Annotated in this window: 20 protein-coding genes; 16 read left to right on the top strand and 4 right to left on the bottom strand. The window is 61.5% G+C overall.

Annotated elements, in window-relative coordinates; genetic code table 11:
- Nucleotides 1-309: 309 nt before the first annotated feature.
- From J7E24_RS05110 to J7E24_RS05065, 10 genes are all read left to right on the top strand, one after another.
- The gene (locus J7E24_RS05110) at nucleotides 310-3,918 is read left to right on the top strand and encodes a beta strand repeat-containing protein (RefSeq protein ID WP_215135809.1); all 3,609 of its coding nucleotides are present in this window, start codon (nucleotides 310-312) and stop codon (nucleotides 3,916-3,918) included.
- Between the two features lie 399 nt (nucleotides 3,919-4,317).
- Nucleotides 4,318-4,620: a transposase gene (locus J7E24_RS05105; RefSeq protein WP_215135807.1), complete on the top strand. Its 303-nt coding sequence runs from the start codon at nucleotides 4,318-4,320 to the stop codon at nucleotides 4,618-4,620.
- A 41-nt stretch (nucleotides 4,621-4,661) separates the two neighbouring features.
- A complete protein-coding gene (locus tag J7E24_RS05100; protein ID WP_215135805.1) occupies nucleotides 4,662-5,486 on the top strand; it encodes an IS3 family transposase in 825 nt (274 codons plus the stop codon).
- A 373-nt stretch (nucleotides 5,487-5,859) separates the two neighbouring features.
- The gene (locus J7E24_RS05095) at nucleotides 5,860-6,411 is read left to right on the top strand and encodes a hypothetical protein (protein ID WP_215135803.1); all 552 of its coding nucleotides are present in this window, start codon (nucleotides 5,860-5,862) and stop codon (nucleotides 6,409-6,411) included.
- Nucleotides 6,412-6,497: 86 nt separating this feature from the next.
- Nucleotides 6,498-6,827 (top strand): hypothetical protein, encoded by a 330-nt coding sequence (locus J7E24_RS05090; protein ID WP_215135801.1) that lies wholly within the window; start codon nucleotides 6,498-6,500, stop codon nucleotides 6,825-6,827.
- Between the two features lie 135 nt (nucleotides 6,828-6,962).
- Complete coding sequence (locus tag J7E24_RS05085; protein ID WP_215135799.1) at nucleotides 6,963-7,901, top strand: alpha/beta fold hydrolase; 939 nt, start codon at nucleotides 6,963-6,965, stop codon at nucleotides 7,899-7,901.
- A 7-nt stretch (nucleotides 7,902-7,908) separates the two neighbouring features.
- Complete coding sequence (locus J7E24_RS05080) at nucleotides 7,909-8,490, top strand: DUF7010 family protein (protein WP_215135797.1); 582 nt, start codon at nucleotides 7,909-7,911, stop codon at nucleotides 8,488-8,490.
- A 62-nt stretch (nucleotides 8,491-8,552) separates the two neighbouring features.
- Entirely contained in the window at nucleotides 8,553-9,626 is a 1,074-nt protein-coding gene (locus J7E24_RS05075) for a sensor histidine kinase (RefSeq protein WP_215135795.1), read from the top strand.
- Between the two features lie 23 nt (nucleotides 9,627-9,649).
- Entirely contained in the window at nucleotides 9,650-10,393 is a 744-nt protein-coding gene (locus J7E24_RS05070) for a LytR/AlgR family response regulator transcription factor (protein ID WP_215135793.1), read from the top strand.
- A 148-nt stretch (nucleotides 10,394-10,541) separates the two neighbouring features.
- Nucleotides 10,542-10,796 carry a hypothetical protein gene (locus tag J7E24_RS05065; protein WP_215135791.1) on the top strand — a complete coding sequence of 85 codons (255 nt, stop codon included), beginning with the start codon at nucleotides 10,542-10,544 and terminating at the stop codon, nucleotides 10,794-10,796.
- Nucleotides 10,797-10,889: 93 nt separating this feature from the next.
- Here J7E24_RS05065 and paaN read toward each other — a convergent pair whose 3' ends face one another.
- Nucleotides 10,890-12,563 carry a phenylacetic acid degradation protein PaaN gene (paaN, locus tag J7E24_RS05060; protein WP_215135789.1) on the bottom strand — a complete coding sequence of 558 codons (1,674 nt, stop codon included), beginning with the start codon at nucleotides 12,561-12,563 and terminating at the stop codon, nucleotides 10,890-10,892.
- Between the two features lie 293 nt (nucleotides 12,564-12,856).
- Between paaN and J7E24_RS05055 the strand changes: the two genes are divergently transcribed.
- Entirely contained in the window at nucleotides 12,857-15,712 is a 2,856-nt protein-coding gene (locus tag J7E24_RS05055) for a S8 family peptidase (RefSeq protein WP_215135787.1), read from the top strand.
- 258 nt (nucleotides 15,713-15,970) lie between these two features.
- Nucleotides 15,971-16,186 carry a hypothetical protein gene (locus J7E24_RS05050; RefSeq protein ID WP_215135785.1) on the top strand — a complete coding sequence of 72 codons (216 nt, stop codon included), beginning with the start codon at nucleotides 15,971-15,973 and terminating at the stop codon, nucleotides 16,184-16,186.
- Nucleotides 16,187-16,293: 107 nt separating this feature from the next.
- On the opposite strand, the gene J7E24_RS05045 is transcribed toward J7E24_RS05050, so the two are convergent.
- On the bottom strand, nucleotides 16,294-16,989 hold the full coding sequence (locus J7E24_RS05045) for a TIGR02117 family protein (protein WP_215135783.1): 696 nt from the start codon (nucleotides 16,987-16,989) through the stop codon (nucleotides 16,294-16,296).
- A 289-nt stretch (nucleotides 16,990-17,278) separates the two neighbouring features.
- On the bottom strand, nucleotides 17,279-19,576 hold the full coding sequence (locus tag J7E24_RS05040; protein ID WP_215135781.1) for an aconitate hydratase: 2,298 nt from the start codon (nucleotides 19,574-19,576) through the stop codon (nucleotides 17,279-17,281).
- Between the two features lie 233 nt (nucleotides 19,577-19,809).
- Here J7E24_RS05040 and J7E24_RS05035 point away from each other — a divergent pair, with 233 nt between their 5' ends.
- From J7E24_RS05035 to J7E24_RS05025, 3 genes are all read left to right on the top strand, one after another.
- A complete protein-coding gene (locus tag J7E24_RS05035; RefSeq protein ID WP_215135779.1) occupies nucleotides 19,810-21,108 on the top strand; it encodes a peroxiredoxin family protein in 1,299 nt (432 codons plus the stop codon).
- A 116-nt stretch (nucleotides 21,109-21,224) separates the two neighbouring features.
- Nucleotides 21,225-22,091 carry a universal stress protein gene (locus tag J7E24_RS05030; protein ID WP_215135777.1) on the top strand — a complete coding sequence of 289 codons (867 nt, stop codon included), beginning with the start codon at nucleotides 21,225-21,227 and terminating at the stop codon, nucleotides 22,089-22,091.
- Between the two features lie 163 nt (nucleotides 22,092-22,254).
- Nucleotides 22,255-22,551, top strand: coding sequence for a hypothetical protein (locus J7E24_RS05025; protein ID WP_215135775.1), 297 nt, complete (start codon nucleotides 22,255-22,257; stop codon nucleotides 22,549-22,551).
- Between the two features lie 96 nt (nucleotides 22,552-22,647).
- On the opposite strand, the gene J7E24_RS05020 is transcribed toward J7E24_RS05025, so the two are convergent.
- Nucleotides 22,648-23,628 carry a polyprenyl synthetase family protein gene (locus J7E24_RS05020; RefSeq protein WP_215135773.1) on the bottom strand — a complete coding sequence of 327 codons (981 nt, stop codon included), beginning with the start codon at nucleotides 23,626-23,628 and terminating at the stop codon, nucleotides 22,648-22,650.
- 167 nt (nucleotides 23,629-23,795) lie between these two features.
- Between J7E24_RS05020 and J7E24_RS05015 the strand changes: the two genes are divergently transcribed.
- A complete protein-coding gene (locus tag J7E24_RS05015; protein WP_215135771.1) occupies nucleotides 23,796-24,674 on the top strand; it encodes an alpha/beta hydrolase family protein in 879 nt (292 codons plus the stop codon).

Here is a 24,674-nt window from a genome sequence, read left to right as displayed (position 1 = left end):
GCCAGCCGAAAGTTGGCCTTATCGAAGGCTAAAAACTCACCGCAGGCTAATAGACTGACTGATAACAAGCTGTGGTTTAGCTACGCAAGCTTACAGGCCTGCAACCCTCCTTGTCGGGGCGTCACAATAAATTAACAGCGGTGTCTTCTCGCTATATCGGTCATTTTATATTTTATTTGCGGCATTGCTTGAAGTCCTTAATTACTGATTAACAATAAGATAATAATTTTTTGCACTCTACATACACTGACTTTTTCTTCATCAACCGCACCATCTGATCTTTCTGCTTACCTGCTTACACCTTTCTACATGACTACACGCTTATCCCCGCTTTACTGGCTGCTATTGCTGCTGGTAGTACTTCCGGGCATCCCGGCTGGTGCCCAAAACCTGATTACAAATCCTGATTTTCAGTCGGGTAACACTGGCTTTACCTCAGGTTACACTTACGTTTCTAATCCGAACGGCAATTCGGGTACCGGCAGGTATACAATAGTGGCTCGGGCCAATACTCTCAATGACAACTTTGGAGACTTTCCCGACCATACGACCGGTACCACTGGCTTGTATCTGGTAGCTAATGGAGCTAATGGGGCGGGTGGTGCGGCCATCAGAATATGGGAGCAGACCGTAACCGGCCTGACACCTAACCTGAACTACCAGTTCTCTTTCTGGCTGCTGAATGCATCTTCAGCCAATAAGGCGCGAATTCAGGTGGTTGCCAATGGGGTTGATATAGGGACAGGCTTCACTAATCCCAATGATGGGGGCAACTGGCAACTGAATACGGTAACGGTAAACCCAGGTAACAGCACCCAACTCACCCTGGGTTTACGCGACCTAGTAACAAGCAACATGGGCAACGATTTCGGGCTCGATGACATCTCGCTGACTGCCATTGCTCCTCCCCAGAACTGTGGCCCAGCTTACGGTGGTGGCCCGGCTTCGAGCGGCCTTGCAGCTAACTACTATGCGGGCTATTTCGATGGCACTACTGCCAACAATGGCAATCTGTCCTTTTTCTCAACTAATACACCCAGTCTCAGCCGCATTGATGCGCAACTGAATTTTCCGACTTACTCGTGGGGCAACATTGTACCACCGGCTACAAACACCAACGCCGACCCTAATAACTTCTCAACCCGCCACCGCGGCAGCGTATTTATTCCGGTGGCAGGTGATTATACGTTCTATTTGACCTCCGACGATGCATCCTACATGTGGATTGACGGGGCAGCACTGGACCCGACATTTCCCAACGTACTTATCAACAATGGGGGAGCCCACGGCTCTGTAACCGTAACGGCAACAGTTACGCTTTCGGCCGGCCTGCACAACATTCTCGTGTATTTTGGCGAGCGGGATGGGGGCAACGTACTGACGCTGGAATACAGCAGTACGGCCGGCGCAGGCATTGCGCGCCAGGTTATTCCAAGCAGCGCCTTGTGCGCCGGTCAGAGCCCGCTGCCGCCTTCGGCTACCAACGTGACCAATCTGCCGGCTATGCCCAGCACCAGTGGGGCCACAAAAATTGCGGCCCTGGCCGGCACCGACCCCAACGCCGGGGGGACGATTACAACTTACCTTATTGCCAGCCTGCCCACCGGGGCCAGCGGCATTCTGTACACCGGCATCGGGGCTTCGCCCGTCGCGGTGGGCCAGAGCCTGACGGCGGCCGAGGCGGCCAACCTGAGCTTCGACCCCGAGCCGGGCTTTGCGGGTAACGCCACGTTTACGTTTTATGCCGTCAACAACGCCGGGCTGCGCTCCAACCTGCCCGCCACCTACACCATTCCGGTGGCGGTGCCAGTGGCCGACGTGACGACCAAGCTTAGCGGGCCGGCCACGCTGGGCGCAAACCAGCCCTCGGGCACCTTTACGGCTGAGTTCACCAACAATGGCCCGCAACCGGCCAGCCAGGTAACGCAAACGGTGCTTCTGCCTGCCGGGGCGAGCCTGACGGCCACCCAGCAGTCGGCCCTGCCGGCCGGCGCTTCCTATGACGCCGGTACCCGAACCATCAACTTCGGAACGGTAGCGGCGCTGGCCAGCGGTGCGACCAATACCTACACCTTCAGCTTTACGTCTCCCGCTGCTACGGGCAGCAGTTCGCTGAAAAGCACCGTAGGCACGAGCACCACCCAGGGTGGCAACAGCGCCCCCGATACGTTCACGCTTAACGTACAGGTGCAGGCGGTCAAGCTGTTCGTTACCAGCGACGACAGCAACGAAGTACCAGCCAACGGCACGAAAACGGGTAACGTCATTCTCAACGATGACAACCCCGATAACCTGGCCAACACTGGCTTTACGGTGCAGGTGGTTAGCGACGTAGCGCACGGCACCCTCACGCTCAACGCCAACGGCAGCTACACCTACACGCCCACTGCCGGCTATATCGGCCCCGATGAGTTTACGTACCGGGTGCGGACGCCGGGCAAGACGCCCGAGTTCTCGAACAACTCGACTGTGCGCCTGAACGTGTACAACAGCAGCCAGGTGTGCGGCATCGGTACGGGCACCAACCTGCTGGTAAATCCGAGCTTCACGCAGGGCAACGTCGGCTTCACATCAGCCTACGGTTACGTGGCCGACAACTCCGGCATCACAACCGAGCTGAACCCGGAGGCGCTGTATGCCGTGGGAGCGAATGCTGCGAACTACCACGGCAGTTTCGCGGGCACGGGCCGCACGGGGGCCGGCGACAACTTCATGATTGTGAACGGCTCGCAGAACCTGTCGGTAGTTTATCAGCAGACTATCAACGTGCAGCCCAATACCTACTACAGCTTCTCGGCGTGGGCCAACAGCGTAAATCCCCAAAGCCCGGCCCAGCTCGGCTTCGTTATCAACGGCAAGTCCACCTCCAACGTCACGACGCTGGGTACTACGACGGCCTATCAGCAGATTGCCGACCTATGGTTTTCGGGCAGCAGCACGACAGCCGTGTTTGAGGTGCGCGACGTGAACAAGGACACCGGCGGCAACGACTTCGGCCTCGATGACCTGTACTTTGGCACCTGCGCGGTGGGCCTGACGGCCAATAACGTATCGAACCGCGGCCTCAGCAACGAGGCGCCGGCCACCAGCATCTTGCCCATGAGCGCCACGGCGGCCAGCGGCACCTCCCCGGTGGCTTCGTTTACCATCCGGACGCTGCCCGGCAGCAACTCGGGTACGCTTTTCTTTGATGGCACGGCTGTTATTCCCGGCCAGGTTATTCTGCTTGCAAATGCCGATAAGCTCACCTTCGACCCCAGCGCCGGCTTCGTAGGCACGGTTACTTTCACCTACACCGCCACCGACCAGAGCGGGGCCGGCAGCAGCAACACGGCTACCTTCTCGATTCCGGTAGATAACCGGCCGCTGCCCGTGACGCTGGTAGCCTTCGAGGCCCAGGCCGTGCGCGACACCGACGCCCGCCTGACCTGGCGCACCGCTACCGAACTCAACAACGACCACTTCGAGGTCGAGCGCAGCTTCGATGGCCGCAGCTTTACTACGGTTGCGCGGGTAGCCGGCCAGGGCACGAGCAGTAGCGCCACCAGCTACACCCGCACCGATGCGGGCGTGGCCGCCAAAGCCACCGGCCTGGTATACTACCGTTTGCGGCAGGTTGACTTGGATGGTACCAGCAGCTACTCGGCAGTGAAAACGGTCCGCTTCAGCCGCACCGCCAGCATTGCACTGGCCCCCAACCCTACTACGGCTACCACCGAGCTCGACCTGCGCCAGTTGCCCGAGGGCAGCTACCAGGTGCAGGTACTCGACGCTGTAGGCCGGGTGGTACTGGCCACCACGGCGCGCGGCGGCAGCCAGCCCACGCTCGACCTGCGCACAGCGCCTAGCGGCACCTACATCGTGCTCGTGCGCGGCGAAGGTGGCCGCCAGTTCAGCAAGCGTCTGGTGAAGCAATAAAAGCAAGAGCGACTGGTTCGCCTTTCAAACGCCCGCCTTTTCCGGCTCGGAAAGGGCGGGCGTTTTGGTTGCTTCAAGTTTGAGTTTGTACCCGGATAAGTATCTTACCTCTATTCCTGCCTCCCAGCCCTATGCTCCTGCTGCCCCTACCCCGTCGCCAACGCCGCCCCCTGCTGCTGCCCCCAGGCCTGCTGGCACTGGCGTGGTTGCTGTGGCTGGGCTGCGTGGCCGTGCCGCAGTTGCGGGAGATGCACAGGTCGACTGTGCTGGAGGTAAATTTTCCCGGACCTCATCCCAATTGGCTAGGTCAACTTTTTCAGGAAATTCCGCTTCGAGAAGATTACAAGCTGAGGTGGTCTAGCTAAAACGGACAGCGCGAAGTCTTAACTTTCGCTGCCCATGACTGAAAAATCGAATCCTGGCGGCTTGCCTGCCACCCGTAAGAAATACACGCCGACCTTCAAGGTTGAGTGCGTGCGCCAAGTAGCGGCCGGTGCCCGGCAAAGCGACGTGGCGCGTGCGCAGGGCATTTCGCCGGCGCTGCTGGGGCGCTGGCAACGCCAAGCCTTGGAAGCCGCCGTGCCTAGTAGCGCCGAGCGCGACGAAATCAAGCAGCTGCGTGCGGCGCTAAAACGCGTAGAAATGGAGCGCGATATTTTAAAAAAAGTCGTGACCATCTTTTCCCAACCGCCTCAGTCATGAGCCGCTACGCCTTTATCGCCGTCTGCACCGAGCCGTGACCCGTGCAACTGCTCTGCCAGGTGCTGGCCGTGAGCCCGGCCGGGTATTATCAGTGGCGGCACCGGCCGGCCGCCGCGCCAGCGCCCTGGCAAGTGGCGGCGCAAGCGGCCTTTACGCGCCACGCCCGACGCTACGGTACCCGGCGGCTGCGGGCCGAGTTACACGCCGAAGGCCATGCCGTGGGCCGCTACGCGTTGCGCACTTGGCTGCGCCGGCACGGGCTGCGGGCCTTGAGCACCCGCCCGCACCGGCCGCGCACGACGGTGGCTGACCCGGCGGCCGTGGTGGCCGAGAACCGGCTGCTGGGCCAGCCGGCCCCCACCGCCCCGGACCAGGTCTGGGTCGGCGACATTACGTATCTGCCCTTGGTGGGCGGGCGCTGGTGCTACCTGGCCACGTGGCGTGATGCCTGCTCCCGGCGGGTCGTCGGCTGGCACCTGGGCGCCCACATGCCGACCGAACTGGTACTCCACGCGCTGGAACAAGCCCTGACGCTACGCCAGCCCGCGCCGGGGCTCATCATCCACGCCGACCGCGGCAGCCAGTACACCAGCGCGGCCTGTCGCGCCCGCATCGCCCAAGCCGGAGCCCTTGCCAGCTTCAGCCGGCCGGGCAATCCCTACGACAACGCCCAAGCTGAAGCCGGCTGGAGCACGCTCAAAACCGAACTGCTGCCCCCCGGTACCGCCTTTGCCTCGCTCGAAGAAGCCCGTCTCGAAGTGGCCCACTACCTCGACACCTACTTTAACCTCGACCGCCGCCACTCCGCCCTGGGCTACCGCTCGCCCCACCAATTCGAACACGACCTAAAAATCAACCTATCTTAGCTCACTGTCCGTTCTTACTGGACCACCCCAGGTTCGATGGTATCAATGCTAATGTATATTGGGTAGACGTTCTCCACGAGCCAACTACGATATACACAGTTACGTCTAAGCCCAAGCCTACACTGGTAAATGGCGAATTGAGTCAAGTTCCCCCTATTCTAATGTGTGGCTATGTGGGTGCTCCCCCTTCTCCCTGGTACGACCAACTTGCCCCACTCCTCACCCCCGGCTGGCGCAATTCCACGCTGCTCCTGCTGCTACTAGGTGCCGTATCTGTTTACCGGCTCGGGCGGGGCTGGTGGGCTGGTTGAGTTGGCCGGTGTCTTATCAAGAACAATAGGCTAATAGCTTTAAGCTAACAGCTCAAATAAATATGCTCTCCCCCGACCTGCGCAAAGCCCTGCTGGCCCTGCCTGCCAAAGAAAAAGACCAGCTGCTCGCGAAGCTGGTAGCCAAAGATGCTGTGCTTCTGGAGCAGCTGGCGTTTCGGCTGTTGGAGGGCGACGATGCGCTGGAGAGCCGCCGCGAGGCGCTGCAGCAGCAGGTAGATGACCCGGTGCGCGGCTTCCACCAAACGCCCAACGACCTGCTGCATATTGTGCGGCAGCTGCAGCAGCGGCTGGCCTACCACGCCAAAATAACGGGCGACACCCACGGCGAAATCGAGCTAACGCTGCGGCTGCTGACCAACGTGCTGCGCGAACAGCCCGGGGCCACGGCCCGCCTGCATGGCCCCACTCAGCCGCTGCTCCAGCACCTGGTGCGCCGCACCCACGAGGTGCTCAAATCCATTGGCAAGCTGCACGAGGACTACCGCATCGAGTACGCGCCCGCGGCAACCGAGCTGCTGGGGCTGCTTTACGCCTCGGCCGCTGCTCCGCTGGCCCGCGAGCTGGGGGTACCGCTGTTGTGGGGTGATGCCTGAAAGTAACTTCGGCGAAGAACCATCGTTTCTTTAGTAGAGGCCGGCCCTTCTGGTCGTGTCCCGATTTCACCCCTTATTCTCTGACCATGGCTACCGTTCCCGACCCCGACCATATCCGCGTTCCGGCCCACCTGAGTGCCGCCGACCTGCAGCGGGCCCTCGATGAGCTCGACACCAAAATCCAGACTCTGCACCGGCGCGCCCACGCCACCGTGGCCGGCTCCACGGCCACCTACCAGCAGCACGCCGAGGCTCTGGAGGCCAAGCGCGCCCGCCTGCTCGAGAAGCTCGGCCAGGCTACAGCCGCCTCGCCCACCGATGCAGCGGCGGCTCCGGCTGATTCCGAAAAGGGCGTGTGGGAGGAAATTCGGCGCGGCGTGGAGAACCTGCGGCAGGATTTGCGCGAGCTGCTGTAAAAGCGCCGGTGCCATTCGGCTGGCCCGTCTAGCCGTTCGGCGGTCCGATTGACCGTTCGCGGAAAAGTGGTTTCATAGGCGCTTGGGGCGCAGTAGGTTTACAGCATCTACTCCAACTCTCTACCCCTTCGCCTTATGAAATTCCCTACCACCCTGCGCCCCTTTGCTGCTGCCGTCCTGCTGCTGGCCGCCACTGCCCTGCCTGCCGCCGCCGCCCCAGGTTCGGCTCCCATTCTTACTAGCGCCACCATAGCCGATGACCCGGCCGCGCACCCCAACTTTACAGTGCGGGTGGTGGGCAAGGGCGCGCCCATGCTGCTGATTCCGGGCCTGACCTGCCCCGGCGCGGTGTGGGACGAAACAGTGGCCCGCTACCAGAAGCAGTACCGGTGCCACATCGTCAGTCTGGCTGGCTTCGGCGGCGCGGCAGCTCCGGCCCGCACCGATTCGCTGCTGCGCAACGTGCGCGACCAGCTGCTGACCTACATCCAAACCCAAAAGCTGAACAAGCCGGCGGTGGTGGGGCACAGCTTGGGCGGCTTTATGGCCCTGTGGCTAAGCACCACCCGCCCCGAGGCCCTGGGGCCGCTGGTAATCGTGGATTCACTGCCGTTTCTGGCCGCCATGCAGAACCCCGATATGACTGTGGCCATGGCCCGGCCGATGGCGGCCAGCATGCGCCAGCAGATGACCGGCCAAATGCCTGTTGCCATGGCCCGCCAGATGTCGGCTACCATGATGACGGACACCGCCCGCATCAGCCAGGCCACCCGCTGGAGCGTGGCCTCCGACCCCGCCACCGTGGGCCAGGCCATGTACGACCTGTATACCACCGATTTGCGCGCCGAGCTGGGCCGCATAAAGCAGCCGGTGCTGGTGCTCGGGGCCTGGGCCGCCTACAAGCAGTACGGCTCGACCAAGGAAAGCACCAAGGCCATTTTCGAGCGCCAGTACGCCGCCCTGCCCCAGCACCGCGTGGAGATGTCGGAAGCGGGCCGCCACTTTTTGATGTGGGACGATACGGCCTGGTTTTTCCAGCAGACCGATGCGTTTCTGGCAGCCGTTAAAAAGTAGCTGCCCGATGACCTCCCCCACCATTTCTCTCGAAGAGCACCGGCGCGAATTTACCAGCCGCCGGATGCTGGCCACGCCGCTGGCGGGTGCCATTGCCTGGCTGGTTGTTGCCGCTGCCGGATGGCTGCTGCCGCCCACACCCGCCGTCTGGGTGCTTTTTGGGGCCACGGGCAGCATTGTGTATCTGGCCATGCTGCTGGCCCGATTCACGGGTGAAGATTTTTTCCGGCGTGGTCAGCCCAAAAACCCCTTCGATGCCCTGTTCTTTTACACCGTGGCCATGGCCCTGCTGGTATACGCCGTGGCCATTCCGTTTTTCCAGACCGATTACACTTCCCTGCCGCTTACGGTAGGCATTTTAACGGGGTTGATGTGGCTGCCGCTGTCCTGGATTATTCAGCACTGGGTAGGTATCTTTCATGCCGTGGCCCGCACCGGCCTGCTGCTGGCAGCCTGGTATCTGGTTCCGAACCAGCGCTTTGTGGTTCTGCCACTGCTGATTGTGGCGCTGTACGCCATTACCATTGGGGTACTGCAGTGGCGCTGGCGCCGCCTCCAACACCGCGCAATACTGCCTGTTTCGTCTTGATTCCGAGCTAGTTCCTGCCTGATCCTGATGGGCTGTCAGCCCTTTCTTTCATCCATTACGCCATGCCCGCTTACGCCGCCGTGCCCGCCCCCAGCCGCGCCTACTGGTACTGCCAGGCCGTGGGCTGGACGCTTTACGCCGCCTTCAGTTTGGTGGCTTATTCCTCTTTCATCGGGTTTTCCAGGGATATGGTGGCCATTACCCTGGTCATCGTGCTTACGTTGCTGGGCCTGACCCACGTATTGCGCTACCACATCCGGGCCCGGGGCTGGACACAGCTGGCGCCACTGCCGCTGCTGGGGCGGCTGCTGGTGGCCAACCTGCTGCTGTCGGTGCTAAGCCAGGTCATCATCTGGGCCCTGATTATGTGGGTGGTGCGCCCGGCACCAACCGGGCAGCCTCAGGGCTGGGGGCAGTTTATCGGCTACGCGCTCAACGTCAATATATTGCTCTGGCTCTGGGAAGGTTTCTACTTTGGCTGGTACTACCTCAGCCGTTCGCGGCAGGCCGAAGTAGATAAATGGAAGCTGACGGCCGCCGTGCGCGAGGCCGAAATGCGCACGCTCAAGGCCCAAATCAATCCGCATTTCATGTTCAACGGGCTCAACAACATCCGGGCCCTGGTGATGGAGGACCCAGCCCGCGCCCGCGCCATGATTACCCATCTCTCCGACTTACTACGCTACTCCATCCAACTCAACAGCACCGAGCAGGTACCGCTGGCCCGCGAGCTGGAAATTGTGGAGCACTACCTGCAGCTTGAAGCGGTGCAGCTCGAAGAGCGCCTGAGCTACTCGCTCGACGTAGACCCGGTCGCCCTGCCCGTTCTCATTCCGCCCATGACGGTGCAGCTGCTGGTTGAAAACGCCATCAAGCACGGCCTCGCGCCCCGGCCCGAAGGCGGCACCATCCAACTCACGGCCCAGCTCAACGACTCCAACACGCTGCACCTGCGCGTGCGCAATACCGGCCGTTTTGCCCCCACTTCCGGCCACGAGGGCGTGGGGCTGCGCAACGCCCGCGAGCGGCTGGCCCTGCTTTTCGGCCCCGCCGCCCACCTGCACCTCAGCAACGACCCGCACTGCCCCAACACTGTAGTAGCTCATCTGCAGCTGCCGGTGCAAATTGGCGCTTAAATGCTATCCGTTAATCGAAGAATATGACAACTCTTATCGTCGATGATTCGCGGCTGGCCCGCACCGAGCTACGGCATCTGCTGGGCGCTTTCCCCGATATAACAGTGGTAGGCGAGGCGCGCCACGCCGCCGAGGCGCGCGAACTGCTGGCCGCGCTGCAGCCCGATTTGCTGCTGCTCGACATTCATATGCCCGGCGAAACCGGTTTTGAGCTGCTGGCTTCGCTGGAAGCTGCGCCCCAGGTTATTTTCACGACGGCCTACGACGAGTACGCACTGCGGGCGTTCGAAGTAAACGCGCTCGACTACCTGCTGAAGCCCGTGCAAACCGAGCGGCTGGCCACTGCCCTGGCCAAAGCACAGGGCCAGGTAACCACTCCCCTCAACCCAGCCCCCGGGGCCGCCCCGGCCGAGGCAACGGCGACCACCCCCTTAACCGAAAACGACCAGGTGTTTGTGCGCGACGGCGAGCAGTGCTGGTTTGTGCGCCTGAGCGAGGTACGGCTGTTCGAAATCAGTGCCGGCTACACCCAAATCTACTTCGACACCCACCGCCCCCTGATTCCGCGCACCTTGCAGCACCTGGAGCAGCGGCTGGATGCGCGCACGTTTTTCCGGGCCAACCGCCAGCAGATCATCAACCTGAAATGGGTGGAAAGTATTGAACCCTGGTTTAGCAACACGCTCAAAATCAGGCTGCGCGGCGGCCCCGAGGTGGAAGTGTCGCGTCAGCAGTCGGCGCGCTTCCGCGAATTACTCAGTCTGTAAGCCTTATAAAAGAACTTTTGGTATTATTCGATGGCAACTGTATCCTTTTGGGACGGGTTGGGGTACAAAGAACAAATAAGTAACTGAGCACCTGCAGTAAATTGCTACCGGTGCCGCGGTTATCAATTGTCAAGCTGCCCCACCCACCATGAAAATTCTGTTACTCAACTCTGCCCTAGGTTTACTGCTGGTAGGCTCCGCCTCCTGTTCCAGCGAGGATAAGCTGATGGAGCGCCCTACCCGCTTCAACACGACCTCTGTCAAACGCTCCAACGACAAGTCGCGCTCCTACAAAAACCGCAGTCCTATCGGCCTGGGCATCGATTTGCAAGCCAACGACCCCCAGAAATTCCGAATGGTGGACGCGCCGAAAAAGTACAAATACAAAAAGCCCCGGCAGTAGCTGTTAGCTGTTAGCTGTTAGCTGAAAAACGAACAAGGCCCCGCACTCGATTAAGCGCGGGGCCTTGTTGGTTTTTCAGCTAACAGCCCATAACTAAGCAACTGGTTCGCGAAAACCTACCCAGGTGAAGCGCTTGATAACGAACTCGGGGTTGGTGAACGAGGCGTTGCCGGCGGGGTTGCCGCCCGTTACGTGGAAGTCGGAGAAGCCCGCATTCTGGTTCACATAAATACCGCCGGTCAGGTTGAAGCTGACGGGCGTGCCGGCCAGGCTCATCTCGTCCATAATCTGCTCCTTCACGGCCGCATCGGTGGTGTAGGCTCCGCACGAAATGGCGCCGTGCTCCCGGGCCAGGTCGGCCGCCAGCCGGATGCTTTCCTGCGTGTCGCGGGTTTTGATAACGAGCATGATCGGGCCGAACAGCTCCTGGCTGAACTGCTCGATGCGGCTGGCTTCGACTTCGTGAATGCTGGTCGAGCAGGTGCGGGCGTTCTGGAACACGGGGTTTTCGATGGTGCCGTGGGCCAGCACCGAGCGGCTGCCTTCCAGGGCCAAATCGCGCACCCGCTCCTGGGTGGCCGTGCTCTGGATGGCGCCCAGCACGTGCGGGCCGGCCTTGGGGTTCTGGGCCAGGCTGGTTACGGCGGCGGCCAGCTTCTGCACCACATCTTCGTAAGGTACCTGCTCGCCGGCCACTTTCACGCCACCTTCGGGGATAAAGAAGTTCTGGGGCGCGGTGCACATCTGGCCCGAGTACAGGCTTACCGAGAAAGCCAGGTTCTGGGCTACCTTATCGAGGTCGTCGCAGGAGTCGAGGATGATGGAGTTGACGCCGGTTTTCTCGGTGAACACCGTTTTGCCCTTCAGCCCTTCGATGTACTCGCCGAAGGCCGAGCCGCCGGTGTAGTCGATGAGCTTCACGGCAGGGTTTTCGGCCAGATCCTTGGCAATCAGGTGGTCGTTGGCATCCACGGCCAGCTGGCAGATGCGCGGGTCGAGGCCGTGGGCCACCAGTACCTTCTGCACTTCGGCTACTACAATGGCAATGGGCAGCACGGCCTTGGGGTGGGGCTTGATGATGACCGGGTTGCCGGTTACCAGCGAGGCATACATGCCGGGCACCGTGTTCCAGGTCGGGAACGTGGAGCAGCCAATAACCAGGGCCACGCCCTTAGGCACGGCGCGCCAGGTCTTGTGCAGCGTGATGTTGTACTTGCCCATAGGCTTCTCCCAGCGGGTTTCTTCGGGGAAGCGGGTCTGCTCCTCGTAGCCGGCGGCAATGGCCTCCAGGGCGCGGTCGGCGGCGTGCGGGCCGCTGGCCTGAAACGACATCATGTAGGCCTGGCCGGTGGTGTGCATGGTGGCGTAGGCAATTTCGAAGAACCGCTCCTTCATGCCTTCCAGCGTTTCGGTCAGCAGCGCGGCGCGGTCGGCCGGCTTCAGCTTGCGCCACTGCCCAAACACCTCCTGAGCATTCTGTACCAGGGTTTCGGGCTGGTAGTACGGGTACTCGATGCCCAACGAAGCCTGCTCGTAGGGCGACTCTTCCTGGCCGGCCCAGCCGGCGGGCTCGCCCTGCTGCAGCTCGGTAAAGCGTTGGTCGCGGTGGGCTTTGAAGCTGGTACGGCCTTCTTTGTCGGCGTCGGCACCGTAGATTTCGGGCGAAGGGTTTTCGGGAAAGGCAGCAAAGAACGTGCGGCCGTGCAGGGCTTCCACGGCCGCATTGAGAGTTGCCTGATGCTTCTGGGTGGTGTCGGTGGTGGTCATGTAAAAAAATAAGGGTGGGAAAGTAAAATGGTGCGCCGTGCTGGTGGCCATAACCCAAACCGCGGGCCGCGGCAAATGGCTTTGTGCCAGCTCCCCCGGCTTTGCTGGGCCGCCGTGCCCCGCTGCTGGCCGGCACAGGCCGGGGCTTGGGCTAAAAGTAGGGTCCGGCGGCTTTGGAGTGGCTAAATTTACGGAATCGGCCCCGAACCCGCCCGAACCAATCCGGAGGGGCAGCAGTTTCGTTAGCCTGACTACCCGACTGCCGCGCGCTTCTACCCTATTGCTCTGGTACTATGCTTGTAACTCTACGCTGGTTTTTCTGCGCCGCGCTGCTGTTGGGCAGTACCGCCGCCGCTGTGGCGCAATCGGCTGCCCTGCCCCCCGCTACCCGCACGGTGCGGCCCGGCGTGCTGGTTTTCCGGCTGAAAGCCACGCCGGCTGATGCCACCCAGCCGCGCCGGCCGGGTCCGGCCGCGCTGCCAGCCGCCCTTACTACGACCTTCCAGGCCCTCGGCGCAACGGCGCGGCCCAAGTTTCCGCAGGCCACGGCACCCACTGCTGCCCGTGCCCAGGCCGGAGCCGTGGATCTGGGGTTGCTGTATGAGCTGACACTACCCGCCAATACCTCGCCAACGCACATGCAGCAACGGCTGCTCAAAACCGGCTTGGTGGAGTACGCCGAACCGCTCTACGACTACCAGCCCCTGCAGCAACCCAACGACCCGCAGGCCGACTCGGTGGGTCCCGGGGGGCAGTATCACCTTAAAAACATCCGCGCCTATCAGGCCTGGAACCTCACGCAGGGCGACACGAGCATTGTTATCGGCATTGCGGATGGCGGCACCCGATTCACCCACGAAGACCTGGCGGGCAAGAACCAGCTCAACCGCCGCGACCCCGTTGATGGTATTGATAACGATGGCGACGGGTACATTGATAACTACTCAGGCTGGGATTTCGCCGACCACGACAACGACCCCGAGCGTGCCCGCAACCCTACCGACATAGCCCACGGCGTGATGGTAACCGGCGTAGCCGCTGGGGCTACCAACAACGGCCTCGGTATTGCCAGCGTGGGCTACAAGTCGCGGTTCATGCCCCTGAAAATCTATCCCTCTACCCCAGCAGGCTCATTTGGTGGCTACGAGGCCATTGTGTATGCCGCCGACCATGGCTGCCAGGTGGTTAATCTGTCGTGGGGGGGCGCGGGCGCACCCTCGCGCTTCGAGCAGGAAGTTATCAGCTACGCAGCCCTCAACCATGATGTGGTTGTGGTGGCCGCCGCCGGCAACACGCCCCAGGACCTCGACTTCTACCCGGCCAGCTACCAGCACGTCGTATCGGTGGCCCTGACCACCCGCACCGACGAGCGAAGCCTGATCGGCACTTTCAGCCACCGGATTGATTTATCGGCTCCCGGCGAAGGCATTATCACAACGCTGGGCTTTACGGATACCGACTATGTTAAAACGGGCGGCTCGTCGTTTGCTGCGCCCCAGGTGGCAGGGGCGGCGGCGCTGGTCCGCAGCCGGTTTCCGGGCTACAATGCGGCCCAGGTAGCGGCCCAGCTGCGGCGCACCACCGATTTTATTGATGACCTACCGGGCAATGTGGCCTACGCCGGCCGGCTGGGCTCGGGCCGCCTGAACGTGCTGCGGGCCGTTTCGGAGCAGCCTTACTCGGCCCGGGTAATGGCCCGCACGGCCGCCCCCGACCGCAGCTACTACCAGCCCGCCGATACGCTGCGCCTTACAGTCAGCGTTCAGAACCTGTTGCGCGAGTTACCGGGCCTCACCGTAACGCTCACCTCGCTTTCGCCTTACGTTAGCGTGCGCCAGGGCGAGTTCAGCACCGGCCCTCTGGCTACGCTGGCCACTGCCGGCAACGCTGCCGCGCCTTTCCGGCTGGCTGTCGCGGCCACGGGCGTACCGCTCAACACCAAAGCCGTGCTGCGCTACCACCTGCACCACGCAGCCAGCGGCTACACCGAATACCAGTACGAAACCCTGCTGCTCAACCCCGATTATGTGGTGCTGGATGCCAACAACCTGCGCCTCACGCTTACCGGCCGGGGCAACGTGGGTTACGATGCCGCCAACCCCAGCCTCGGCGAGGGCATCAGCTACCGCCAGGGGCCGCCGCTGCTGGCCGAAGGCGGGCTGCTGCTGGCCACCTCGGCCACGCGCCTGGCCAGCAACGTGCGCAACGATAAGGGCGGCCGCGACGTCGACTTTGAATCGGTTGGGCAGGTGCACCGCCTACCCGCCATCAGCGGCTCCGCAGACCAGCGGGCCGAGGGACGGCTACGCGAGACGCAGCCGCCGGCCGCCAACCCGCAGGCTGTGGGGGTGGCCCTGCGCCAGCGGGCCACCGCCCGGGCAACAGCCCCGCACCAGAACTACGTACTGCTTGAATACCAACTTACCAACCTGACGGCCGACACGCTCCGGCCTCTGCATCTGGGTTTGTTTATGGATTGGGACCTGCCCGACGACCCCACCCGCAATGCAACCGGCTGGGACGCCGCCCGCCGGCTGGGGTACGTGTACGACGCGCCCGGCCAGACTATTTACGCCGGTGTTCAGCACCTTTCCGGTGGCCAGCCCAGCATCTTCAGTCTCGACAACAGCACGGCTACGCCGGTGGGCCCGGTGCGCCTGAACGATGGGTTCAGCCGGGAGGAGAAGTGGCTGACTCTGAGCAGCGGCACTACCTACGCCACCGCTGGTCCAACCACCGGCGCCGATGCTGCCCAGGTGGTGGGCGCGGCCCTACCCTACCTGGCTCCCGCCGACTCGCTGACCGTAGCTTTTGCAGTGCTGGCAGCTCCTTCGCTGGCCGAGCTGCAGGCTGCCGCCGATGCCGCCGCCGCCGGCTACCAGCAGGTGCCTACCACTTCGAAGCCCCGTATGCTGGCTGGAGTTTGGCTTTACCCCAACCCCACCTCAGGCACTGTGCGCCTGGAACTGCCCCCTGGTAGCCCGGCTACGGTAGAGGTACTGTCGGTGCTGGGGCAGCAACTGGCAGCATACAGCTTTCAGCAATCCACCGCCACTCTCGACCTATCAGTCTACCCGGCCGGAGTGTATCTGGTGCGCATAGAAACGGCGGCTGGCACAGGCACTTACCGGGTACTGAAGCGCCCTTAGAGGCTGTGCAGCTACAGCCGTACTGATTCATATATTCTGCCCAATAATTTTAGCAAATTTCATAAACATTTCATTGACTGAATATTTGAAACATTTTCTCCGCTTGCAGGTTTTATGTCAACTAACATAGATTGATTAACAGCATATTGTATAAATCAGCTGAAGTCACACGATTTTCCTAGCTAAACTATTTAGTTTTGCCGAATAATATACGTATATTTGTATATGGCAAAAACGAAGCTTCCCGTCCCTCTTCCGGTGCAGCAATACGCACGGTGCGTGAACGCCCGAAATCGTCCGACCGATTACATTGGCGACTGGCCTGCGTGCGGGCAGGTGTATCCGGTGCAGTTACGGCGCAATGCTTACAACGGCGAATGGCAGGTGCAGGTGCTGGGCTTCTATGCCGAGCGCCCTTATGGTACCTTCGCCCGGCACCGTTTCGAGTTTGTAGCCCAGGTCTGGCTTAACTGAGCTGTTAGCTGAAAAACGTAAAAGGGGGCCGCACTTGATTGAGTGCGGCCCCCTTTTTTGCATAATGGCAACCGCTAAGGCAGCAGTTGACCGCAACGCCCAAAGCGCTAATAGTGCCAGAATATCCCAAAATCAAAGGGTGTCCAGAGGGCAGCGCGTTGGCCGGCCACTTTCAGGCCGCGGTTAGTCCAGCTGTTGCAGGTATCGAAGAGGTTGTACGTGCCCTTAGCGGTATAGAATGCGTCGTTCTGGCCGTAGCTGTGGCCTCTAATCTGCTGCGGCCGGCCCTGGGCATCTACATCGAACTTGGTTTCGATGAAGCGCACAAGCCGGGCGTACTCAGCGGGTGTAAGCTGCAGGCGCACGCATTTGGGGCCTTCGGCGGGGCGGTGGTGGAAGGTGGTGTGCATAGCGGTGGTGCCCATCCAGAACATGGCTTCCAAGCCAGTGCTGAGCTTGAGTTCGGCCCAGGTAGGCGTGTCGAGGTAGAAACCCCGGTCGCCCCAGCCAAAACCGACGAATTCCTGGCTGGTATCGTTGGCGGGCGTATCGGCGTAGGAAATGAACCGAGTCCAATCCTTATGGGCATTGCGCACGGGCAGCACTAGGTCGGTATGTACGCCGTTGGAGAGCAGGTATACCGCTACGGCTTCGCCGGGAGCGGGCGTGGCCTCCTTGCCGGCCACCGGAACGGCCGACAGCACTACCGAGGCAGCTACATACAAGGCCACCAGCCCGATAATGCCGGCCCCAGTGTAAGCAACCGCAGCCGTAATGGGGTAAAGTGGGTTCGTTTTTTTCATAGGATAAAGAAAGGGAGTCTGCCTATACGCAGCCGGTGGCAAAAAGCTCGGTGGCAGCCGGAAACCGTACAGCAAACCCCAGTTGGGAAGAACGACGTAGGGGCGGGGCCAGACCCCGCCCCTACGTCGTTTGCTCCGTTGCAACAAGTTTGTTCAATGGCGGGCGGGGGCAAGCCCCGCCCCTACAGCGTGCCCACACCGCCGCTTTGCAACTTGAGTTTGCCAAGTAAAAACGGCCGCTTCCCCTGCCCGGGAAAGCGGCCGTTTTCGCTTAGCTGCAATCAGCTAGTTAGATACGCTCCGAAAGCTGCGCGTCGCCGCTTTCCATCTGCCGAATCAGATTCAGGGCCGAGCCGGCCTTAAACCAGGCAATCTGGCCCTCATTGTAGGTGTGGTTCACCGTGATGAGGTCCGTGTCGCCGTCGGCGTGGTGCAGGCGCACCTGCAGGGGCTTACCGGGGGCAAACTCGGTCAGGCCGAGGATGTCGATGGTGTCATCCTCCTCAATCAGGTCGTAATCGGCCTTGTTTGCGAAGGTGAGGCCCAGCATGCCTTGCTTCTTGAGGTTGGTTTCGTGGATCCGGGCAAAGGACTTCACCAGCACGGCGCGCACGCCGAGGTGGCGGGGCTCCATAGCGGCATGTTCGCGCGAGCTGCCTTCGCCGTAGTTCTCATCGCCAACCACCACCGAGCCAATGCCCTGGGCCTTGTAGTTGCGGGCCACCGTGGGCACGGCCGAGTACGGCGTGCCCTGCGTGAGGGCGTCTTTCACAGAGTTGGTTTGCTCGTTGAAGGCGTTGGTCGCCCCGATGAGCATGTTGTTGGAGATGTTATCGAGGTGGCCGCGGTATTTCAGCCACGGGCCGGCCATCGAAATGTGGTCGGTGGTGCACTTGCCTTTGGCCTTGATGAGCAGGCGCAGACCCAGCAGGTCGGAGCCGTTCCAGGGCTTGAAGGGTTCCAGCAGCTGCAGGCGGTCAGAATCAGGCGACACCATAACGCTTATGCCCGAACCGTCGGCGGCAGGCTGCTGGTAGCCGGCATCTTCCACGGCAAAGCCCCGGGGCGGCATCTCGATGCCTACCGGCTCATCAAACTTCACCTGCTCGCCGGTTTTCGTGGTCAGCGAGTCGGTGAGTGGGTTGAAGGTCAGGTCGCCGGCAATGGCGAAGGCCGTCACGATTTCGGGCGAGGCCACGAAGGCATGGGTGTTGGGGTTGCCGTCGTTGCGCTTGGCGAAGTTGCGGTTGAAGCTCGTGATAATCGAGTTGCGGCGCTTGGGGTCGTCGGTGTGACGGGCCCACTGGCCGATGCACGGACCGCAGGCGTTGGCCAGCACCACGCCGCCCATCTGGGCAAACGTGTCGAGCAGGCCGTCGCGCTCCACAGTGTAGCGCACCAGCTCCGAGCCGGGCGTTACGGTGTACTCGGCCTCCACGGTCAGGCCCTTATCGGCGGCCTGCTTGGCAATGCTGGCGGCGCGGGTAATGTCTTCGTAGCTGGAGTTGGTGCACGAGCCAATCAGGCCCACTTCCAGCTTCGCGGGCCAGCCATGCTCCTTCACGGCAGCGGCAAACTCCGAAATCGGCCAGGCGGCGTCCGGAGTGAACGGGCCGTTCACGTAGGGCTCCAGCGTGTTCAGGTCGATTTCGATGAGCTGGTCGTAGAAGTTTTCGGGGTTGGCGTACACCTCGTCGTCGGCGCGCAGATGCTGGCGCACGCCGGCGGCCAGCTCGGCCACTTCGGCGCGGCCGGTGCCCTGTAGGTACAGGGCCATCTTCTCATCGAAGCTGAACACCGACGTGGTAGCACCGATTTCGGCGCCCATGTTGCAGATGGTGCCTTTGCCGGTAGCCGAGAGGTTCTCGGCACCTTCGCCGAAGTACTCCACAATAGCACCGGTGCCGCCCTTCACGGTCAGGATGCCCGCTACTTTCAGAATTACGTCTTTGGCCGACGTCCAGCCCGAGAGCTTACCGGTCAGCTTCACGCCGATTACCTTGGGGAACTTCAGCTCCCAGGCCATGCCGGCCATTACGTCCACGGCATCGGCGCCGCCTACGCCAATGGCAATCATGCCCAAGCCACCCGCGTTGGGGGTGTGCGAGTCGGTGCCGATCATCATGCCGCCGGGGAAGGCGTAGTTTTCGAGCACCACCTGGTGAATGATACCAGCGCCGGGCTTCCAGAAGCCGAGGCCGTACTTGTTCGAAACCGAGGCCAGGAAGTCGTATACCTCCTTGTTTTCGGAGTTGGCGGTGGCCAAATCGGCGTCGGCACCTACTTTGGCCTGGATGAGGTGGTCGCAGTGGACGGTGCTGGGCACGGCAGCCGTGGGCTTACCGGCCTGCATGAACTGGAGCAGGGCCATCTGGGCGGTGGCATCCTGCATGGCGACACGGTCGGGCGCGAAATCGACGTAGGAAACGCCCCGCTCATACGCCTGCGAAACGGTACCGCCGTACAGGTGGGCGTACAGAATTTTTTCCGTCAGGGTGAGCGGACGGCCAACCGCCGACCGGGCCGCCTCGATGCGGGTGCCCATACCAGCGTACACGGCCTTAATCATCTCTAAATCGAATGCCATAATCAGGTTGAAAAAGTGGAGAGAACGAGCCTGCCGGGGCAGACATGCAAATATAGTTAAGCGCCGGGGTCCGGCAAGTCAAACAAGTGCCACCGGGTTCAGCTAAGGGCCTATTTAGAAGCTCTCAAAAGAACCCGGACGATGGTAGCGGGCATCCGCCGGCACGGCCCCGCCCAAACTATGCGGGCAGTGCCGTAGTTTAGCCTCTGTTTCACTTTTACTCTTTTTCAACCATGCCCGTTGCCTTCTCTTTGCGCAAGGCCATAGCCGGGGCCACCCTCGCGCTGGCCGCCACGGCCTGCCAGTCTGATCCAAAAAATGCCGAAACCACCGCGACCAATGCGGCTGCTTCGCCGCTCACGGCCGGCACTTGGCGGGGCGTACTCTCGGCCCAGGGCCAGCAAATCCCGTTTCTGTTCGATGTAGCCACTGCCGGCGGCCAGCCCACCGTAACGCTGCGCAACGGCGAGGAGCGCCTCAAGCTTGATGAAATAACCACGGCCGGCGACTCGACCACCATTCGGCTCGGCGTGTTTGATGCCGCGCTGGTAGTACGGCCGGCCGGCGAAGGCAAGCTGGCGGGGACCTGGGTGAAGTATGATGCCAGCAAGCCTTACCGCGTACCATTTACGGCCGAGCTGGGCGCGCAGCCGCTGTTTCCGGTAATGGCCGATCAGAAAGTAACGTCCTTCGACGGCACCTGGAAAGTCAGTTTCAAGGACGATACCGGCAAAACGTACCCGGCCGTGGGCGTGTTCGAGCAGACCCCGACGGGCGTTACGGGTACCTTCCTGACCAGCACCGGCGACTACCGCTACCTTTCGGGGCAGGCCGATGGCAATACGCTCATGCTAAGCACGTTCGACGGCAGCCACGGCTTCCTGTTCACGGGTAAGCAGCCCGGCAGCACCACCCCCGATAGCGCCACGCGCATTGAGGGCGACTTCTACTCGGGCCTGACGGGCCACGAAACCTGGACGGCAGTGAAGGACCCCAACGCTCAGCTGCCCGACGCCAACGCCCTGACCGGCATGAAGCCCGGCCAGAAAAAGCTGGATTTCAGGTTTCCCAGCATTTATGAAGGCGGCAGCATCTCGCCCTCCGACCCCAAGTACCGCGGCAAGGTGCTGGTAGTGCAGCTGTTGGGCTCGTGGTGCCCCAATTGCATGGACGAAACCAATTTCCTGGCTCCCTGGTACGAGAAAAATAAGCAGCGCGGCGTCGAAATTATCGGGCTGGGCTACGAGCGTACCCCCGACCAGGCAGTGGCCGCCCGCAAGCTGCTGAAGATGAAGGAACGCCTGAATGTGGGCTACGACCTGGCCGTAGCCGGTGAAGCCGACAAGGACATGGCCGGCAAGTCGCTGCCCCAGATCCAGAAAGTGCTGGCTTTCCCGACCACTATTTTCATTGACAAAAAGGGCGAAGTCCGGAAGATTCATACCGGTTTTTCGGGCCCCGGCACCGGCCAGTACTACGCGCAGCAGAACGCCGAATTCAACAAAACAATTGACCAGCTGCTGGCCGAGTAGCGGCTCCTTTACCGTTGGGCTACGTATAGCATAGCGTCGTCGCCCGGGTGGTGCCCTGCTTCGGTTTGGTATTGCCCGGACGACGTTTTTTGTTCTACCTTTTTTCCTTCCGGTTCATGAAAAACATTCTGGTTCCCACCGATTTTTCGGCCGAGGCGCACCACGCCCTGCGGGCCGCTTTGCAGCTGGCCCAGCGCGTGGGCGGCAACGTAACGCTGCTGCACGTGCTGCCCATCCCCGACGCCCAGGGGTCGGCCAATTTTAGTGCTTTCGGCGGACCTACCAACGGGGCCGAGCTGCCCAACGCCTACGGCATCGACCGGATTTTCGTCGTCAGGCTGATGGAAGTGACCCGCCAGCGGATGCAGCAGCTGCTGGCCGAAGCCGCCCAGATGGCCCCCGGTGTTCCCGTGCACGAGGTACTGGATCAGGTGGAGGTAGATGAGGCTATTCTGAAGGTAATCGAGCAGCGCCACATCGACCTGGTGCTGCTGGGCACCCAGCAGCACGAAGCGCTGGAGCGCTTCTTTGCCTCGTCGAATACCGAGCAGATGGTGCGGCTGGCTCCGTGCCCGGTGCTGGCCGTTAAGCATGCCACCAACCTCGATGCCGTGCGCGACATTGTGTTTGCCTCCGACTTTTCGGCCGAAGCCGACCAGGCCCTGCCCGGCCTGCAGCAGGTGCGCCAGCTATTTCCGGATGCCCGCCTGCACCTGCTGCGCGTAACCGATGAGCCGGCCGGCGAGGCCCGCCAGCAGATAAACGACTTTATTGCCCGCCATCAACTGCCCCACGCCGAAGCCGTGCTCATGGAAGCTGGCAGCATTAACGGCGGCATCGAAGATGCGGCCCGGAAGCTGGGAGCCGGCCTTATAGTAGTGCCCACCCACGCCCGCTCGGCATTCAGCCGCTTTTTCCAGGCTAGCATTGCCGAGAAGGTAGCAACCGATGCGGCCCAGCCGGTGCTGACATTCCATTTGTAGGAAGTTATTTACCGCTTGCCGGATAGGCACAAATGCCTACGCGGGGTTGGGCTGGCTCGGTGCCGGCCCAACCCCGCGTAGGCATTTGTGCGTACACCAGCCAGGGCCCATGGGCCCGACCAACTCTTTTCCAACCCCTCTATCACCTAACCTGTCCTTACCTATGTGGATTCAGCAAAAAAGTACCCCCGCCCCCGTCGATGAGCTCCAGGGCCATACCGTGGGCCTCAAGTTCGAGTGCAACAAGTGCCATCAGGATGTTTTCACGGCTTCCATCGGGGTGCCCGCCGCCGAGCACTTCGCCACCATGCCCGATGATGGCCAGTACGAAACCGAGCAGCTGAAGTGTCCCAGCTGCGAGATGACCCACGAAATCACCGTTACCAGCAACCCCAAAGGCGTCCGCTTCGAAGTATCGGAAGTGAAGGCCGACCAGGTGTATTACCAGGTGCAGCACTAGTGCTTAAGCCAGCCAGTTGCACAACGAAACAGCCACTCCTGCCTGCAGGAGTGGCTGTTTCGTTGTGCAACTGGCTGGCTTCGAAACGCGAGGCGGCTACTTTTCGCGCTCGATGGTGTAGTTGATGAGCTGTTCGAGCGAGGTACGCGAGGCCGACTCGGGGAAGGTACGCAGCACGGCCAGCGCCTCGTCGCGGTAGCGCTCCATCACGCCAATGGCATAAGCAAGCCCCCCCGACTGCTTCACGAATTCAATCACCTGCTGCACCCGGTCGCGGCGGCCGTCGTTGTTTTTCACGTTGAAAATGACGCGGCGCTTGGTGAGCCAGTCGGCCTGCTGCAGGGCGTAAATCAGCGGCAGGGTCATCTTTTTCTCCTTGATATCGATGCCCAGCGGCTTGCCGATTTCGGCCGTACCGTAATCGAACAGGTCGTCCTTTATCTGGAAGGCCATGCCCACTTTCTCGCCAAACAGCCGGGCCCGCTCCACCGTTTCGAGGTCGGCCCCGGCCGAAGAGGCGCCCACGGCGCAGCAGGAGGCAATGAGCGAGGCCGTTTTCTGGCGGATGATGTCGAAGTACACGTCTTCGGTGATGTCGAGGCGACGGGCCTTTTCAATCTGCAGCAGCTCGCCTTCACTCAACTCCTTCACCGCATTGCTCACAATCTTGAGCAGAGCATAGTCGTCGTTTTCCAAGCTTAGCAACAGGCCTTTGCTCAGCAGGTAGTCGCCTACCAGCACGGCTATCTTATTCTTCCAGAGTGCGTTGATAGAGAAGAAGCCGCGGCGGTAGTTGCTTTCGTCCACCACGTCGTCGTGCACGAGCGTGGCCGTGTGCAGCAGCTCAATGAGGGCCGCGCCCCGGAAGGTGGCCTCGGGCAGCGGGTCGCCCCCGCATATTTTGGCCGTGAAAAACACGAACATCGGCCGAATCTGCTTGCCCTTGCGCTTGACTATGTAGCCCATGATTTTGTCGAGCAGCAGCTGTTTGGTCTGCATCGACTGGCGGAATTTCTTTTCGAATTCCACCATCTCCAAGGCAATCGGAGCCTGTATCTGGTCCAGCGAAATGGTCATGCGGCGTAATTGGGCAATGCAATGATACGGGAAAAGGCGCAGGGGCCACCCGTTATGCAGGCCAAGGGGAAACCTGATTTGAAATAGCGCATCTAAACCCCGGCGTTCTGCTCCGGTTCTTCGTGCGCAGGCATAACAGTTTATTCCTGTGTTAGTACCTTCGTTTTATGCCCGATCAGCCTGTTTCCGTCGATTTTTTGCTATCCGGCCCCGGCCACAACCGCCCGTTTGCGGCCGATGCCCACTTCGTGCCCGACGGCCAGGCCAAGCCGGTGGTAGTATTTGTGCACGGCTTCAAAGGGTTCAAAGACTGGGGCCATTTCAACGTACTGGCCGACTGGTTTGCCCGCCGGGGCTTTGTGTTTGTGAAGCTCAACCTCTCGCACAACGGCGTGGTGGTGGGCGGCACCGGCGACCTGGAGGACCTGGAGGCGTTCGGCCGCAACAACTTCAGCATCGAGCTCGATGACCTGGGAGCCCTACTCGATGCCCTGCACCAGCCGGGCGCTACCAGTATTCCGGCCGCCGAAATGGACCTTTCGCGCCTCGCCCTCATTGGCCACAGCCGCGGCGGCGGGCTGCTATTGCTGAAAGCGGCGGAGGACGCGCGCGTACGGGCCGTGGCCAGTTGGGCGGCCATCAGCAACGTAAATCCGGGCTGGACGGAGCAGCAGATGGCCGACTGGCAGCAGCGGGGGGTGGTGTACGTGGAGAACTCGCGCACCAAGCAGCAGCTGCCGCTTGGCTACCAGCTCGTGGAGAACTACTACCAGCACCGCTCGCGCCTCGACATCGAGCAGAATCTGCGCCAGCGCCTACACAACCGCCCCGTACTTATCCTGCACGGCGACCAGGACGAAACCGTGCCGCTGGCCCGCGCCCAGCAGCTACACGCGTGGCAACCCACCACCGAGCTACTGGTGCTGCCCGGCACCACCCATAACTTCGGCGGCACCCACCCTTGGCCCTCGCCCGAACTGCCCGAACAAGCCCGGCAGGCCGCCGAGGCCACAGCCGAGTTTTTCGAGCGCAAACTGCAGGCTTAA

The organism is Hymenobacter sp. ISL-91 (genome assembly GCF_018613725.1).
Taxonomy (GTDB): Bacteria; Bacteroidota; Bacteroidia; order Cytophagales; family Hymenobacteraceae; genus Hymenobacter.
Note: the sequence above shows the minus strand (reverse complement) of the source record. Positions and strands in the feature narration are given on the sequence as shown.

Excerpts from the sequence above, each read along its gene's own strand:
- J7E24_RS05110 (WP_215135809.1), top strand. The coding sequence starts at position 310 with ATGACTACACGCTTATCCCCGCTTTACTGGCTGCTATTGCTGCTGGTA.
- J7E24_RS05105 (WP_215135807.1), top strand. The coding sequence starts at position 4,318 with ATGACTGAAAAATCGAATCCTGGCGGCTTGCCTGCCACCCGTAAGAAA.
- J7E24_RS05095 (WP_215135803.1), top strand. The coding sequence starts at position 5,860 with ATGCTCTCCCCCGACCTGCGCAAAGCCCTGCTGGCCCTGCCTGCCAAA.
- J7E24_RS05090 (WP_215135801.1), top strand. The coding sequence starts at position 6,498 with ATGGCTACCGTTCCCGACCCCGACCATATCCGCGTTCCGGCCCACCTG.
- J7E24_RS05085 (WP_215135799.1), top strand. The coding sequence starts at position 6,963 with ATGAAATTCCCTACCACCCTGCGCCCCTTTGCTGCTGCCGTCCTGCTG.
- J7E24_RS05080 (WP_215135797.1), top strand. The coding sequence starts at position 7,909 with ATGACCTCCCCCACCATTTCTCTCGAAGAGCACCGGCGCGAATTTACC.
- J7E24_RS05075 (WP_215135795.1), top strand. The coding sequence starts at position 8,553 with ATGCCCGCTTACGCCGCCGTGCCCGCCCCCAGCCGCGCCTACTGGTAC.
- J7E24_RS05070 (WP_215135793.1), top strand. The coding sequence starts at position 9,650 with ATGACAACTCTTATCGTCGATGATTCGCGGCTGGCCCGCACCGAGCTA.
- J7E24_RS05065 (WP_215135791.1), top strand. The coding sequence starts at position 10,542 with ATGAAAATTCTGTTACTCAACTCTGCCCTAGGTTTACTGCTGGTAGGC.
- paaN (WP_215135789.1), bottom strand. The coding sequence starts at position 12,563 with ATGACCACCACCGACACCACCCAGAAGCATCAGGCAACTCTCAATGCG.
- J7E24_RS05055 (WP_215135787.1), top strand. The coding sequence starts at position 12,857 with ATGCTTGTAACTCTACGCTGGTTTTTCTGCGCCGCGCTGCTGTTGGGC.
- J7E24_RS05045 (WP_215135783.1), bottom strand. The coding sequence starts at position 16,989 with ATGAAAAAAACGAACCCACTTTACCCCATTACGGCTGCGGTTGCTTAC.
- J7E24_RS05040 (WP_215135781.1), bottom strand. The coding sequence starts at position 19,576 with ATGGCATTCGATTTAGAGATGATTAAGGCCGTGTACGCTGGTATGGGC.
- J7E24_RS05035 (WP_215135779.1), top strand. The coding sequence starts at position 19,810 with ATGCCCGTTGCCTTCTCTTTGCGCAAGGCCATAGCCGGGGCCACCCTC.
- J7E24_RS05030 (WP_215135777.1), top strand. The coding sequence starts at position 21,225 with ATGAAAAACATTCTGGTTCCCACCGATTTTTCGGCCGAGGCGCACCAC.
- J7E24_RS05025 (WP_215135775.1), top strand. The coding sequence starts at position 22,255 with ATGTGGATTCAGCAAAAAAGTACCCCCGCCCCCGTCGATGAGCTCCAG.
- J7E24_RS05020 (WP_215135773.1), bottom strand. The coding sequence starts at position 23,628 with ATGACCATTTCGCTGGACCAGATACAGGCTCCGATTGCCTTGGAGATG.
- J7E24_RS05015 (WP_215135771.1), top strand. The coding sequence starts at position 23,796 with ATGCCCGATCAGCCTGTTTCCGTCGATTTTTTGCTATCCGGCCCCGGC.